Below are 13,257 nucleotides of genomic sequence, written 5' to 3'. Positions count from 1 at the left end.
CCGCGGCGGTCAGGCCTGCTCGGCCTCGCCCAGCGCCGCCTCGTCCGGCACGGCGGCGGCCGGCGCGGCCGCGGCCTGCTTGGTCGCCACGATCTCCAGCACCACCGTGGTGGTGTCGTTGATGAAGGAGGAGCCCTTCGTCACGCCGAGTTCCTTGTTGCTGAGCTGCGTGTCGGCGGTGAAGCGGGCCACCGGCTGCCCGTCGGTGCCGGTCTCCGAGCCCTTGGCCGCCAGCCTCAGCGTCACCTGCTTGGTGACGGCGAGGGCGGTGAGGTCGCCGTCGACCAGGAAGTCGTCGCCGTCGGCGCGCACCCCGGTCGAGTTGAAGGTGATCGTCGGGTACTGCTCGACGTTCAGGTATCCGGCGTGCTGGATGTCCTGGTCGCGCTTCTTGTTCTTGGTGTTCACCGACGCGGACCTGATGACCGCGTTCACCGACGAGTCGAGCGGGTTGGCGGCTATCACGATGGTGCCCTCGAAGTCATCGAAGGTGCCCCGGGACTTCATGAAACCGAGCATGCGCACGTGGAAGGCGACTTCGGAGCGGGCGGAGTCGATCACCCACGTGCCGGCGTCGTAACCGGGAATGTTGACCTGCGTGGACATGATGGTGAGTGCTCCTCGCGGTGAATCGAACCGGAACAGCTGGTGACGGTGGTTCTGCCGTGCTCACGCCGTCGTGCGCCGGGCGTCGCGCACTTCGGGCTTGCACTGTGCGTGACCAATGATGACATGACCCGCTCCGCGATCTCACACGGCGTCAGACATCGGGGACTCTGCGAGGTCAGCCCGCCTCCGGGCTGCGCGGGCCGGCCTCCTCGCCCGTTCAGTCGGCGAGTGGCGCCGCGGCCGCCCCGGACGAGGCGCGGGTGCGGGGCAGCACCACCAGGGCGATCAGGACGGCGACGACCAGGAGCCCGGCGCCGACCGCCATGCCGAGCGAGTAGCCGTCGTCGAGGGCGGCGGGTGTCGCGACCCGGCCGGTGCGGTCGTGGGCGACGGTGCCCAGGGCGGCGAGGCCGAGCGAGGCGCCGATCTGGCGTGAGCTGCTGAGCAGCCCGGACGCGCTGCCGGTCTCGTGCCGTGCGACACCGGCGGTGGCGGCCGAGGTGGCCGGCGCGAGGCAGACGCCGATGCCGATGCCGGCGACGACGGACGGGCCAAGCACGTCGGCGAGGAAGGAGCCGTCGGCGCTGATCAGGCCGAACCAGCCGAAGCCCGCCGCGGTCAGCAGCCCGCCGCCGACCAGCAGCGTACGGGGAGCCAAACGGTAGCCGAGCCTGACGGCGAGCACCGAGCCGACGACCACGCCGAGGGCGAACGGCAGGAACTCGATCCCGGTCCTGGCGGGTCCCGCCCCCAGCACGCCCTGGAGGTAGAGGGACACGAAGTAGAAGGCCGAGGTCATCGCGGCGCCGAGCAGCAGGGTGTACGCGTTCGCGCCCGCGACGGACCGGTTGGCGAGCAGCCCGAGCCGGATCAGCGGGTCGCGGGCGGTCGTGCGCTCCACCACGACGAAGGCCGCAAGCAGGGCGGCGGCGACCGCCAGTGTCCCCAGCGTGGCCGGCGAGGTCCAGGCGTGGCGGTCGGTGCTGACCACGCCGAAGACCAGCAGGGCCGCGCCCGCCGTGGCGAGGAAAGCGCCGAGCACGTCGGGCCTGCCCCGCCGGGCGACGGACCGGTCGGCGGCGACGCCGCGCCAGGCCACCGCGAACGCGACGGCGACCATGGGGACGTTCACGAACATCACCCACCGCCAGCCCGCGTACTGCGTGAGCAGGCCGCCGATCAGCACGCCGAGGGCGGCGCCGGCCGCGTTCGTGGCGCTCCACACACCGAAGGCCCGTACCCGCTCCCTGCCGGAGGGGAAGGCCGAGATCAGCAGCGCCATCGAGGCCGGCGCCAGCGTGGCGGCCCCGACGCCCTGCACGGCCCGGGCCGCCACCAGCTGGCCCGGTTCCTGCGCGAGGCCGCCGGCCAGCGAGGCCAGGCCGAACAGCGGCAGCCCGAGCAGCAGCACCCGCTTGTGGCCGTAGCGGTCGGCGACCTTGCCGCCCAGCATCAGCAGCCCGCCGAAGGTGAGGGCGTAGGCGTGGATGACCCAGGTCAGGCCCGGCGCGCTGAAGCCGAGCCCGGCGCCGATCCTCGGAAGTCCGACGTTCACGACGGACAGGTCGAGCGACACCATGAACTGCACGACCGCCACGGCGGCCAGGGTGAGCCCCGGCCGGCCGGCGGATCGCCGTCCACGCGTCGCTCCCGCGTTGTCTGTCATCGCGACAGCAGAGTTTTCGAACATGTTCTGAAATTAACACCGGGCTGCCCGGCTGTCGAGCACGGGCATGGCACGGCGGCGGCAAAAGCGTGGCGGGGGGGTGGTCCGCGGGGCGCCGGGGCGCGGCTGCCCGAAGGTCCTGTTCGGCGGAAGTGCATGATGGGAGGGTGTCCCGAACCCCAGCAGCGCACGGCCGCGTCGGCCGGCCACCCGTCACCTCGCGCGCCCAGATCCTGGCCGCGGCCCGCCGGCTCATCGATCAGGACGGCTGGGAGAAGCTGACGATCCGCGGGCTCGCCGCCGAGATCGGCATCGGGGCGACGACGCTGTACCACCATGTGCGGGACAAGGACGACCTGCTCTTCCTGCTGATCAACGAGTACGCGGACTCGATCCCGCACCCCGAGCTGCCCGCCGACCCGCGGGACCGGGTGATCGCGGCCGCCACCGCCATACACGACGCCCTCGCCGCCTGGCCGTGGGCCGCCGAGGTGCTGACCACCGACGGCTTCATCTCCCGGCTCGGCGAGTCGGCCCTGTGGCTGGTCGAGACGATCATCGCCGGCGCCGTCGAGAGCGGATGCACCCCCGAGCAGGCGGTGCTGGTCTTCCGCAGCGTCTGGTACTACACGGTCGGCGAGATCCTGATCCGCGTCCGGGCCTACTACAACCACCAGCTGGCGGGCGAGGAAGTACCCCTGAACGCCCAGGCCTTCCCCGACACCATCGACACCTCCCGGCTGCCGCACCTGGCGTCCCTCAGCGGCCAATGGGCCACGCTGGCCTGGCAGGACACCTATCCGCAGGGGCTGCCGGTCTTCGTCGACGGCCTGCTGGCGGCGTACGCCAGGCCGTAGCACCCCTCCGGCGGGGCGCCTTCCAACAGCCCCTGGGCACCGGGCAGTTACCGATCCCCGGCCTGGCGTCAGGCCTGGTCGCGCGGTTGTCGCGCTGTTATAGTCGAAGTCGGTTATTCGAACTCGGTCACCAGGAGGCCCGATGCCGCCAGGCGCGCTGCGGACACCGCTGACGCTCGCGGTGCTCAGCCTGTTGCGTGAACGCCCCCGGCACCCCTACGAGATCCAGGCGCTGGTCCGCGAGCGGCATGTGGACCAGGTCGTGAAGATGCGCGGCGGCTCGCTCTACGACGCGATCGCCCGGCTCGCCGAGGCCGGGCTCATCAGCCCTGTCACCTCGGAGCGGTCCGGCGCCCGGCCGGAACGCACGGTCTACGCGATCACCGCTGAAGGCACCTCGCTGGCCGAGGTGTTGCTGCGGGAGTATCTGCGCTTCCCTGCGCAGGACTATCCGGTGTTCGTGGCGGGCCTGGCCCACATCCTCGCCCTCGACGCGGCGACCGCGGCAGGCCTGCTGCGCGAACGCCGGGACGCGATCCGGGGCACCCACGACGGCGTCGCACGCCAACTGGCCGCCGACACCGGCGGACTGCCGCGGGTGGTGACCCTGGAGGCGGAGTACGCCCAGGCGTTGCGCGTCGCGGAGCTGGCCTGGCTGGACCGGGTCGTCCACGACATCGACGCGGGCGCGCTGCCCTGGCCGGCCGTGCCGGCCGCGCCGCCGGCCGGCACCTCGTAGCCGCGCCACGACAACTCGTCGCCGCGCCACGGACAAGCGGAGGATCACATGGGAACGGTCGTGCTGGCGGTCGACGTGGTTCGCGACGGTACCGGCACCCTGGGCGTCTCCTGGGAGCTGGCCGGCGCCGGTCCGGTGGAACTGGCGGTCGGGCCGTCGCCGGAGTCCGTCGACCACGACCACCCCGTCGCCCGCGTCGAAGGCGCGACGCGGATGTCGCTGCCCCAACTGGGCCCCGGCCGGCACTACATATCCGTCGCGCCGGTCGACGGCGGCGCCGCGGTGCTGGCGGCGGAACGGGTGATGCCGCTGGAGGGCGCGGCCAACTTCCGTGACCTGGGCGGCTATCGCACCCGCGACGGCGGCCGTACTCGATGGGGCCTGGTCTTCCGCGCCGACGCGCCCGACCGCCTCACCCCGGCCGACCTCGCCGCGATCGACCAGCTCGGCCTGCGGGTGGCGTACGACCTGCGCACCGACGACGAGCGCACGAAGGCGCCCTCCGCGCTGCCGGCCGCGGTCCGGCACGAGCCCTTCGCCATCGGCGGCGACGCCTCGCGGCCGAACCCGCTCGGCGACCTTTTCCGCAGCGGCCGCGGCGACGCCATCCCCGACGACTTCCTGCACCGGGTCTACCTGGACATGGGCGAGCAGGACGCGGCCGTCCTCGGCCAGGTCCTCACCGCACTCGCCGCACCGGACGGCGTGCCCGCGGTGATCCACTGCACGGCGGGCAAGGACCGTACGGGCATGGCGGCCGCGCTGTTGCTGTCGGTGCTCGGCGTGGACGACGCGACCGTGCTGGACGACTACGCGCTCAGCCGGGTCTACTTCAGCGAGCGCCGGATGGAACGGCTGCTGCCCAGGCTCGCCGCGCTCGGTCTGGACGCGGAGCGCTACCACGCGGTCTTCGGTGCGCCCCGGCACGCGATGGCGACGACGCTTGCGGCGCTGCGCGCCCGTTACGGCTCGCTGGAGGACTACCTGGCCGAGCGCGGCGGCGTGACGCCCGCGACGCTCGCCACGCTGCGGGCGCGGCTGGTGGCCCCGGCAGCCGGGTCCCGACCCGCGGGCGGCCGCGGGAACGCGTGAGGGGCGGGCGCCCGGCGGGAACGCCCGAGGGGCGCGGCGAACTCGCCGCGCCCCTCGGGCTGTTCACGGGTGGGGCCCGCTCAGACGCGGGCCGCCCAGTCGATCCGGTAGTCGAGCACCCAGTCCAGCGAGTTGTCGGGCGCCGCGTCGTTCAGCTTCGCCGCCGACGCGCGGGCGCCGAGCGCGACGATGCCCTCGACCCTTTCCCGGCGCAGCTGTTCGTAACGGGCCGCGGCCTGTGTCCTGGGCAGGTCGCGCAGGCACTTGGCCAGCACCACCGCGTCCTCCAGCGCCATCGAGGAGCCCTGCCCCGACGTCGGCGTGGTGGCGTGCGCCGCGTCGCCGAGGATGACCAGGTTGTCCCGCCACCAGGTCGGCACGGTGGGCAGGTCGTGGGTGGGCAGCGCGTAGAGGTCGGTGTAGGTGGAGCGCAGGACGTCCGCGACGAAGGGCGGCGCCTCGGCGAAGGTGTCGAGCAGGCGGGCGGTGAGGGAGGCGCGGTCCATCGCCGCCAGCTCGGCCCGGCTCGGCTCCGCGCCCCAGGGCAGGTTGGCGAACCACCACACCTCGCCCGTCCCCGAGGTCGCGTAGCCGAAGAAGCCCTTGGGGGCGCGGACGAACTGCAGTTGCGCCGGGTCGCCGGGAGCTTCCACCCCGGACGCGAAGCCGCCGAGGTTCAGCAGCGGGACGTAGCGGGTGGCCGGCGCGGCCGGATCGATGATCGACCTGGTCCGCGAGTGGACGCCGTCGCAGCCGACGAGCAGGTCGCCGTGCAGGGTCGAGCCGTCGGCGAACCGCGCGACCACGCCGTCCGCGGTGGTGTCGGCGTCCACCAGCTTCCTGTCGTGCTCGATCCGCGCGCCACGCGCCACCGCCGCCTCCCGCAGCAGCCGGTAGAGCCCCAGGCGGCGCACCGGCGCGAAGCCGGACGGCCCGACCTCGCCCGCCAGCGACTCGCGCAGCACGGTCTCCCGCAGGCCCAGCATGTCCAGCGCCGCCAGGCCGTTCGGGGCGACCATCACCCACAGCCCGGCGTCCTTGTCCTCGGCCGGGCGGGCCTCGCAGACGGTGACCTCGACACCGATCGAGCACAGGGCGACGGCGGTGGCCGGACCGGCCACCCCGCCACCGATGACCAGGACGTGCATCACTGGCTCCTCTCTCGTCGCGCGGCACGTCCGGCGGCAGGTCCGGGCGCGGTTCCGGCGGCAGGTCCGGGCGCGGTTCCAGTCGCGGTCCCGGCGGTGGCCGCCGTCGTTCCCGGCCGCCCGGACCCCGTGCCGGACGCGCGGGCGTGCACGATGCGCCCGCCGAACAGGTCGGGCAGCGACGGGTCGAGCCCGTAGCGGGCCAGGCACTCCCGCCAGCCGACGTCGGCGACGCCGTCGAAGCCGGCGTCGGCCAGCTCCGCGGCGATCTCGGGCGGGGTGAAGAACGACCGCCAGGGCTCGCCCATCCGCGCCATCGCCTCGGCCTGCGCGGCGAGCGCGGGCCTGCGGTGCGGCGGCATGGCTGCGGCGGGCTGGTTGTAGTCGAAGACCAGCTCAGCGGGTGCGGGCATCTCCGCCACGAAGCGCGCGGTGGCCAGCAGCGCGTCCCTGGTCAGGTAGGGGGCGACGCCGAGCAGCAGGAAGAACGCCGGTGCGTGCCGGTCGAATCCGGCCGCGGCGAGCCCGTCGCCCACGCTCTGCTCGGCGAAGTCGACCGGGCAGAACACCACCGTCTCCGGCACCTCGATACCGGCCTCGGCCAGCCGCCGGCGCTTCCACTCCTGCGTGGCCGGCAGGTCCACCTCGAAGACCCGCAGCGCCGGATCGCGGTTCCGGTAGGCGAAGGTGTCCAGGCCCGCCCCGAGGATGACCACCTGGCCGGTGTGCGGGGCGGCGGCCAGTGCGTCCTCGGCCACCCGGTGCCGCAGCGCCATGAACAGCCGCACCTCCGCGGGCATGCCGGGCGCGCCAGCCGGGAGCGGGGCGTCCTGGACACCGTCCACGCCGTCGATGATCCGCGCCGCCAGCGGGTCGGCGAACACCCGTGGTGTGTCCGCCACCTGGTGCACGGCGCGGGCGCGCGCCGAGCTCAACGCGGTACGGCTGGGCCGGCCCGTCTGCATCACCGATCGCCTCCTGTCGTGGTCAACCGCAGCCGCCGGGCGTAACTGATCAGCTCCGCCCGCCTGCTGACTCCGAGCTTCACCTTGATCGACGCGCGCTGCGCCTCGATGGTCCGCACCGACAGGCCGAGCTCGTCGGCGATCTGCTGGTGCGTCAGGCCGTCCGCGATCATCCCGAGCACCTCGCGTTCCCGCCGGCTCAGCGCGTCGTCGGTGTCGTCCTGCCGGTCGAGCAGCGCGGCGCCGAGCGCCGGGTCGAGGTAGCGGCCGCCGGCCGCGAGCGCGTCGACCGCGGCGACGAGTTCCCCGGCTGCGGCGTCCTTGGGCAGGAAGCCGTGCGCGCCGGCGGCGAGCGAACCGCGCGCCGAGTCCAAGTCGTTGTGCATGGTCAGGATCAGCACCCGGGTGGCGGGCGACAGCGCCCGCACGGTGGGCAGCACGCCGAGGCTCAGGGTGCCGAGGAAGCTCAGGTCGAGCAGCAGCACGGCGGGCCGGTGGAGGTCGACCTGCTCCACGGTGCCGGCCAGGTCCTCCGCCTCGCCCACCACCTGGTAGCGGTCGTCGGGGAGCAGCGTACGGATGCCGCAGCGCACCACCGGGTGGTCGTCGCAGATCAGGATGGTCGGCCGGTACGCGGGGTCGTACGGCGTCATCGCTCGGCCTCCCCCTGCGGCGCCGGGTTCCTGGGCAGCGAGAGGGTGACGAACGTGCCGGTGCGGCGGGACCGGACGGCCAGGTAGCCGCCCGCGTCCCGGGCCTGCGCGTACATCGCTGGCAGCCCGAAGTGCGGGCGGGCGGTGGGCGGTGCGAAGCCGCGGCCGTCGTCGGAGACCACGCAGACCAGCCGGTCCCGCCGCGCGGCCAGCGTCACCCAGGCGTGCCTGGCGCCGCTGTGCTTGGCGGTGTTGTGCAGCGCCTCGCGGGCGATCCGGTAGGCCACCAGGTCGTTGCCCGCCCAACGGCCGCGCGGCGCCGCGCTGTTCTCGACCCGGATGCGGATGCCGGTGACCGACTGGAGGTGTTCCGCGGTGGCCGCCAGCGCGCTGGGCAGGTCCGGGTGCGGCGGGGTGGGCGGCGCTGACCCGCTGATCAGCCGGCGCAGGCCGGCGATCTCACCGTCCACCAGCAGCCGAAGCTCCGTTGCGAGCTCGCGGGGCAGCGGGCCGGGCGTGGCGAGCGCCCGGTCCAGCCGGATACGGGCGACGGCCAGCGCCTGCAGCACGCCGTCGTGCAGCTGCTGCGCCAGCGGGTCCGGCTCGCGCAGCTGCTGGGCCGGCTGGTTCGGCTCGCCGCTCATCGCGCCCCCGGGAACCGTGCCGCGAACAGGCAGACCGCGCCGGACCTGACCGTCTCGACGTCGGTGAACCGGGCGCGCAGCTGCTCGTTCAGGTCCTCCAGGCGGTCGTCGAGGTTGCTGAAGACCTCACTGCGGTTGAGCTTGGCCAGCAGCTTGCCCGACCGCCTCGTGTGGTGCGGCCCGCTGCCCAGCACGGTGCTGCCGAACACCCGCGCCCCGGGGCGCAGGTACGGTCGCACGTGGTCGAAGACCACCGACTTCTGCCGCATGGTCCCCGGCAGGCAGTGCAGCAGGAAGTTCATGCCGACCGAGTCGTAGCGCTCGGTGCCCAGCGCGAGCGGTTTGAACGCGTCGCCGACCCGGGTCTGCGGGTGGTAGCGCCTGATCCGGTGGGCCGCGGTGGCGAGCACCACCTCGTTGAGATCGAGCAGGGTGATCGAGGGGGATTCCACCGGAAACCTGCTCCTGTCCAGGAACCAGCCGGTGCCGGGACCGATATCCAGGTGCGTCGCGCCGACCTGGCGGTCGTAATGCGCCAGCATTCTGCCGCGCGGGCAGCGCCACATGAACCGGCTCATCATGCCGAGCACGAACAGGTCGTAGGCCGCGAGCATCGGCCGCCGATAGGACTCGGCGGCAGCCTGAATACGTTCCTCTGTCGGATCGGGACGTTCGGTCTGCGCCTGGTTCGATTCCATATCCTTCGTCCCGGTCAGTCGCGGGTCGCGGTGATGAACTGCCCGCCGGGCAGCCGGTCGTCGGGCCGCCCGTAGCGCGGCCCGAGGTCGCCGCGCTCGGTGACGTGGATCGTCCAGCCCTGCCCGGCCACCCAGTCCCGGCCGCCCGGGCCGAGGCCGCCGCGGACCATCGCGCTGATCCGGTTCGCACCCGGCGTGCTCAGCGCCGCGGTCGCCGCGCGCGGGTCGGGCCCCGGCTTGTCGGAGTGCTCGAAGACCAGCCTGCTGCCCGGCGCGGACAGCCGGCCGACGTCGGTGATCACCTGCCGCGCCTGCTCGGCGGTCAGGTACGGCAGCACGCCCTCGGCGACCCACGCGGTCGGCCTGCCGGGGTCGAAGGTGCTGCCGGCCAGCCGTGCGGCGAAGTCCTCCCGCAGGTCGGCGTACACGGCGGTACGCGAGCGGGCGGTCGGCCGGGCGCCAGCGTCGGCCAGCACCTTGTCCTTGAAGCCGAACACCGAGGGCGTGTCCACCTCGAAGACGTCCGCCTCCGGCAGCGGCAGCCGGAAGGCCCGCGCGTCCAGGCCGGCGCCGAGGATGACCACCTGGCCGCAGCCGCCGGCCGCAGCCTCGGACACGAAGTCGTCGATGAAGCGGGTGCGCACCACCCCGCGGGAGTAGAACAGGTCCACCCAGGCGACCAGCGACGGCCACTCGTCCGCGTCGAGCACCGCCCTGGCCGCGTCGACGAAGGGCTGGGCGTACGGATCGTGGAACATCCGGTCGGCGCGGCCGGTCTCCGTGGCCCTGGCCATCGCCACGGCGACCGCGGTGACGCCGGCGCCCGCCGGTGCCTTTGTCGGTGCTGCTGACGCGTCCATTCCAATCTCCTCACAATCGGGGAAATCAATTGGAGCCAGTGAATCACCGATTCTGAAATGGCGTCAATAACTCCCGTGGTAGGCAATGAATCATTCGCGAGGATGGGTCGGCCTCGTTCTCGGGTATGAGCCGATTTAGTTCTCTGGGCTGAAGATAATCGGGCTAGTTATTGCGTAGCCTGAGTTGCCGGGTTCGTTGTCGAAATGTGAAGGGGAATCGCTGTGCCGACATTCACAATTAACGACCTGATGGAGATCCTGGTCGTCAAAGCCGGACTGCCGCGTTCCGCGGTGACCGCCGACCCGAGTGCCACGCTGAGCGACGTCGACCTGGACTCGCTGGCGCAACTGCAGGTCAAGGCGGAGATCGAGGACCGCTACGGCGTCGAGCTCGACGACGAGCACGCGAACGCGACCTTCGGTGAGCTGGTGACGCTGGTCAACGAGGGACTGAGCGAGCACGCGCGATGAGCGGCCCGCGACGCATCGTGGTCACCGGGATCGGTGTGGTGGCGCCCGGCGGCGCCACGCGGAAGGCCTTCTGGCAGCTCATCACCGACGGGCGCACCGCGACCCGGCGGATCTCGCTCTTCGACCCGGCGCAGTTCCGCTCCCAACTGGCCGCCGAGGTCGACTTCGACCCGCTCGCCGCGGGTCTGACCCGGCAGGAGGTCTTCCGCAACGACCGCTCCGTGCAGTTCGCGCTGGTCGCCGCCGACGAGGCGATGGCCGACTCGGGCCTGGTGCTCGACGGCGGCTTCGACCCCGACCGGATGGCGGTGTGCCTGGGCAGCGCGGTCGGCGCGAGCACCCGCCTGGAGGACGAGTACGCGGTGGCCAGCGACGGCGGCCAGAACTGGCTGGTGGACCCGCAGTTCGCCTCCGGATTCCTCCACCAGGCGTGGGTCCCCAGCACCATGGCCGCCGAGGTCGCCTACCGGTTCGGCGCGCACGGCCCGGCCTCGGTGGTCTCCACCGGCTGCACCTCGGGCATCGACGCGATCGGGCAGGCGTATCAGCTCATCCAGGACGACCTGGCCGACGTCATGCTGGCCGGCGCCAGCGACGCGCCCATCACACCGATCTCGATCGCCTGCTTCGACGCCATCGGCGCCACCAGCACCCGCAACGACGACCCCGAGCACGCCTCGCGGCCGTTCGACGCGACGCGCGACGGGTTCGTGATGGGAGAGGGCTCGGCCGTGCTCACCCTGGAGGAGTACGAGCACGCCCGGCGGCGGGACGCGCACATCTACGCGGAGATCGTCGGCTACGCCAACCGGTGCAACGCCTTCCACATGACCGGACTGCGCCCGGACGGGGTGGAGATGGCCGCCGCGATCGGCAGCGCGCTGGACCAGGCGCGGCGGGACCCCAGCGCGCTGGACTACGTCAACGCGCACGGCTCGGGCACCAAGCAGAACGACCGCCACGAGACCGCCGCGTTCAAGCTCAGCCTCGGCGCCCACGCCCACCGGGTGCCGGTCAGCTCCATCAAGTCCATGGTGGGGCACTCCCTCGGTGCGATCGGCTCCATCGAAGTGGCCGCCACCGCCCTGTCCATCGAGCACAACGTCGTGCCGCCCACCGCCAACTACGCCACCCCCGACCCGCTGTGCGACCTGGACTACGTGCCCAACACCGCGCGCGACCACCGGGTGGACCTCGCGCTGTCGGTCGGCAGCGGCTTCGGCGGCTTCCAGTCCGCCATCGTGCTGGCCGGGGTGCGCTGATGGCCGCCGTGATCACCGGACTCGGCGTGGTCGCGCCGACCGGCATCGGCGCCGACGAGCACTGGCGCGCCACCCTGGCAGGCGAGTTGGCCGTGCGGCCGATCGACACCTTCGACACCGGCCGCTACGCCACCACGCTGGCCGGCCAGGTGCCCGGATTCGACGTCGGCGAGCACGTACCCGACCGGCTGGCCATCCAGACCGACCGCTGGACCTGGCTGGCGTTCGCCGCGACCGGCATGGCGCTCGCCGACGCCGGCTACGACCCGTCCGCCCACGACCCGTACGCCACGTCGGTGATCCTGGGCAGCGGCTCAGGCGGCAACGAGTTCGGCCAGCGGGAGATCCAGGCGCTGTGGAGCCGGGGCCGCAAGGCGGTCGGCGCCTACCAGTCCATCGCCTGGTTCTACGCCGCGAGCACCGGCCAACTGGCCATCCACCACGGGGCGAAGGGACCGTGCGGGGTGCTGGTCTCCGACGCGGCGTCGGGCATCGACAGCCTCGGCTGGGCCGACCGGGCCATCCGGCGCGGCACCGGCGCCGTACTGGCCGGCGGCACCGAGGCCCCCATCGCCCCCTACGCGCTGACCGCTCAGATGGCCGGCGGCCAGCTGTCCACCGCCACCGACCCGAAGGCCGGCTACAAGCCCTTCGACCGGGCCGCCAACGGCCATCTGCCCGGCGAGGGCGGCGCGGTGCTGCTGGTGGAGGACGAGGCGGCGGCGCTGGCCCGGTCCGCCCCGGCCGGCTACGGGGTGATCGCCGGCTACGCGGCCACCCAGGACGCGCACCACTACCGGGACACCGCCACGGACGGGCGGCAGTACGCCCGGGCCATCGCGCTGGCCCTGCAGCGGGCCGGGGTGCGCCCGGAGGAAGTGGACCTGGTGGTCGCCGACGGAGCCGGCCGCCCCGACGCCGACGCGGCCGAAGCCCGGGCGCTGTGCTCGGTGTTCGGCCCACTCGCCGTCCCGGTCACCGCGCCGCAGGGCCTGGTCGGCCGGCTGCTGGCCGGCGGTTCCGCGCTCAACGTGGCCACCGCGCTGCTCGCGATGCGGGCCGGCGTCATCCCCCCGGTGGGCAATCTGGACGACCCCGACCCCTCCTACGGCCTCGACCTGGTCCGCGAGCCGCGCGAGCGCCGGCTCGGCACCGTCCTGGTCACCGCACGCGGCCACGGCGGCTTCAACAGCGCGGTGGTGCTGCGCGGCCACGCCCCGCGGCGCGCGGAGCGTCCGGCACCGAGGGGGCCGCTGGCCGGCTGACGACGACTTCCCCCCGACCGACCGGGGGCGGGACCGCGGCACGACGGTGGCCGCGCGGGCTTCTTCGAGTGTGCTCAAGAAGTGTGCCCGCGCGGCCTTGTCCATGCCCGGGACCCGCCCGCCCCGAGCACGTATCCCGTCCACCCTCTTCCGCGACTCCGCCGGCTGATTCCCACCAGCCGAACCGCCGGGCCCGCACACCCCGTTCCGGACACTATCGGCAGCATTCGGACAGCGGCCACGGCGTACCGGTATTCGGTGCACTTGCCGCGGACCATAAGCGAGTGCAGACACCGGTTACGAGAGTGCGCCGCAGGGGGAGCCAACT

At 73.2% G+C, this 13,257-nt stretch carries 14 protein-coding genes; 6 read left to right on the top strand and 8 right to left on the bottom strand.

Annotation, left to right across the window (positions count from 1 at the left end; all coding sequences use genetic code 11):
- Positions 1 to 9: 9 nt before the first annotated feature.
- Complete coding sequence (locus OG702_RS21400; protein ID WP_327290522.1) at positions 10 to 606, bottom strand: YceI family protein; 597 nt, start codon at positions 604 to 606, stop codon at positions 10 to 12.
- Positions 607 to 826: 220 nt separating this feature from the next.
- Positions 827 to 2,206, bottom strand: coding sequence for a DHA2 family efflux MFS transporter permease subunit (locus OG702_RS21395; RefSeq protein ID WP_327290521.1), 1,380 nt, complete (start codon positions 2,204 to 2,206; stop codon positions 827 to 829).
- 236 nt (positions 2,207 to 2,442) lie between these two features.
- Here OG702_RS21395 and OG702_RS21390 point away from each other — a divergent pair, with 236 nt between their 5' ends.
- The 3 genes from OG702_RS21390 to OG702_RS21380 all read left to right on the top strand — a co-directional run bounded on the left by OG702_RS21390 (position 2,443) and on the right by OG702_RS21380 (position 4,963).
- Positions 2,443 to 3,132 carry a TetR/AcrR family transcriptional regulator gene (locus OG702_RS21390; RefSeq protein ID WP_327290520.1) on the top strand — a complete coding sequence of 230 codons (690 nt, stop codon included), beginning with the start codon at positions 2,443 to 2,445 and terminating at the stop codon, positions 3,130 to 3,132.
- Between the two features lie 142 nt (positions 3,133 to 3,274).
- Positions 3,275 to 3,871, top strand: coding sequence for a PadR family transcriptional regulator (locus tag OG702_RS21385; RefSeq protein WP_327290519.1), 597 nt, complete (start codon positions 3,275 to 3,277; stop codon positions 3,869 to 3,871).
- A gap of 48 nt (positions 3,872 to 3,919) precedes the next feature.
- Positions 3,920 to 4,963, top strand: a complete 1,044-nt coding sequence (locus tag OG702_RS21380; RefSeq protein WP_327290518.1) for a tyrosine-protein phosphatase — start codon at positions 3,920 to 3,922, stop codon at positions 4,961 to 4,963.
- An 80-nt stretch (positions 4,964 to 5,043) separates the two neighbouring features.
- On the opposite strand, the gene OG702_RS21375 is transcribed toward OG702_RS21380, so the two are convergent.
- The 6 genes from OG702_RS21375 to OG702_RS21350 are packed head-to-tail and all read right to left on the bottom strand — an operon-like array spanning position 5,044 to position 9,931.
- A complete protein-coding gene (locus tag OG702_RS21375; protein WP_327290517.1) occupies positions 5,044 to 6,111 on the bottom strand; it encodes an FAD-dependent oxidoreductase in 1,068 nt (355 codons plus the stop codon).
- A complete protein-coding gene (locus tag OG702_RS21370) occupies positions 6,111 to 7,076 on the bottom strand; it encodes a class I SAM-dependent methyltransferase (protein ID WP_327293309.1) in 966 nt (321 codons plus the stop codon). Before OG702_RS21370 ends, OG702_RS21375 begins: the two co-directional genes overlap by 1 nt.
- On the bottom strand, positions 7,076 to 7,729 hold the full coding sequence (locus OG702_RS21365) for a response regulator transcription factor (protein WP_327290516.1): 654 nt from the start codon (positions 7,727 to 7,729) through the stop codon (positions 7,076 to 7,078). Before OG702_RS21365 ends, OG702_RS21370 begins: the two co-directional genes overlap by 1 nt.
- Positions 7,726 to 8,373, bottom strand: coding sequence for a sensor histidine kinase (locus OG702_RS21360; RefSeq protein WP_327290515.1), 648 nt, complete (start codon positions 8,371 to 8,373; stop codon positions 7,726 to 7,728). The genes OG702_RS21365 and OG702_RS21360 overlap by 4 nt, the downstream gene beginning before the upstream one ends.
- The gene (locus OG702_RS21355) at positions 8,370 to 9,071 is read right to left on the bottom strand and encodes a class I SAM-dependent methyltransferase (RefSeq protein WP_327290514.1); all 702 of its coding nucleotides are present in this window, start codon (positions 9,069 to 9,071) and stop codon (positions 8,370 to 8,372) included. Before OG702_RS21355 ends, OG702_RS21360 begins: the two co-directional genes overlap by 4 nt.
- Before the next feature lie 14 nt (positions 9,072 to 9,085).
- Positions 9,086 to 9,931, bottom strand: coding sequence for an SAM-dependent methyltransferase (locus OG702_RS21350; protein ID WP_327290513.1), 846 nt, complete (start codon positions 9,929 to 9,931; stop codon positions 9,086 to 9,088).
- Positions 9,932 to 10,153: 222 nt separating this feature from the next.
- Here OG702_RS21350 and OG702_RS21345 point away from each other — a divergent pair, with 222 nt between their 5' ends.
- The 3 genes from OG702_RS21345 to OG702_RS21335 are packed head-to-tail and all read left to right on the top strand — an operon-like array spanning position 10,154 to position 12,929.
- Positions 10,154 to 10,402, top strand: a complete 249-nt coding sequence (locus OG702_RS21345; RefSeq protein WP_327290512.1) for an acyl carrier protein — start codon at positions 10,154 to 10,156, stop codon at positions 10,400 to 10,402.
- Entirely contained in the window at positions 10,399 to 11,664 is a 1,266-nt protein-coding gene (locus OG702_RS21340; protein ID WP_327290511.1) for a beta-ketoacyl-[acyl-carrier-protein] synthase family protein, read from the top strand. Before OG702_RS21345 ends, OG702_RS21340 begins: the two co-directional genes overlap by 4 nt.
- The gene (locus OG702_RS21335; RefSeq protein ID WP_327290510.1) at positions 11,664 to 12,929 is read left to right on the top strand and encodes a beta-ketoacyl synthase N-terminal-like domain-containing protein; all 1,266 of its coding nucleotides are present in this window, start codon (positions 11,664 to 11,666) and stop codon (positions 12,927 to 12,929) included. Before OG702_RS21340 ends, OG702_RS21335 begins: the two co-directional genes overlap by 1 nt.
- Positions 12,930 to 13,257 lie beyond the last annotated feature (328 nt).

Origin of the sequence: Streptomyces sp. NBC_01198, from assembly GCF_036010485.1 — a bacterium.
In the GTDB taxonomy this organism is placed as follows: Bacteria; Actinomycetota; Actinomycetes; order Streptomycetales; family Streptomycetaceae; genus Actinacidiphila.
This window is presented reverse-complemented; position numbering and strand designations above follow the sequence as displayed.

What these genes read in the sequence shown, in the direction of transcription:
- OG702_RS21400 (WP_327290522.1), bottom strand. Translation starts at nt 606, where the DNA reads ATGTCCACGCAGGTCAACATTCCCGGTTACGACGCCGGCACGTGGGTG.
- OG702_RS21385 (WP_327290519.1), top strand. Translation starts at nt 3,275, where the DNA reads ATGCCGCCAGGCGCGCTGCGGACACCGCTGACGCTCGCGGTGCTCAGC.
- OG702_RS21380 (WP_327290518.1), top strand. Translation starts at nt 3,920, where the DNA reads ATGGGAACGGTCGTGCTGGCGGTCGACGTGGTTCGCGACGGTACCGGC.
- OG702_RS21375 (WP_327290517.1), bottom strand. Translation starts at nt 6,111, where the DNA reads ATGCACGTCCTGGTCATCGGTGGCGGGGTGGCCGGTCCGGCCACCGCC.
- OG702_RS21370 (WP_327293309.1), bottom strand. Translation starts at nt 7,076, where the DNA reads ATGCAGACGGGCCGGCCCAGCCGTACCGCGTTGAGCTCGGCGCGCGCC.
- OG702_RS21365 (WP_327290516.1), bottom strand. Translation starts at nt 7,729, where the DNA reads ATGACGCCGTACGACCCCGCGTACCGGCCGACCATCCTGATCTGCGAC.
- OG702_RS21360 (WP_327290515.1), bottom strand. Translation starts at nt 8,373, where the DNA reads ATGAGCGGCGAGCCGAACCAGCCGGCCCAGCAGCTGCGCGAGCCGGAC.
- OG702_RS21355 (WP_327290514.1), bottom strand. Translation starts at nt 9,071, where the DNA reads ATGGAATCGAACCAGGCGCAGACCGAACGTCCCGATCCGACAGAGGAA.
- OG702_RS21350 (WP_327290513.1), bottom strand. Translation starts at nt 9,931, where the DNA reads ATGGACGCGTCAGCAGCACCGACAAAGGCACCGGCGGGCGCCGGCGTC.
- OG702_RS21340 (WP_327290511.1), top strand. Translation starts at nt 10,399, where the DNA reads ATGAGCGGCCCGCGACGCATCGTGGTCACCGGGATCGGTGTGGTGGCG.
- OG702_RS21335 (WP_327290510.1), top strand. Translation starts at nt 11,664, where the DNA reads ATGGCCGCCGTGATCACCGGACTCGGCGTGGTCGCGCCGACCGGCATC.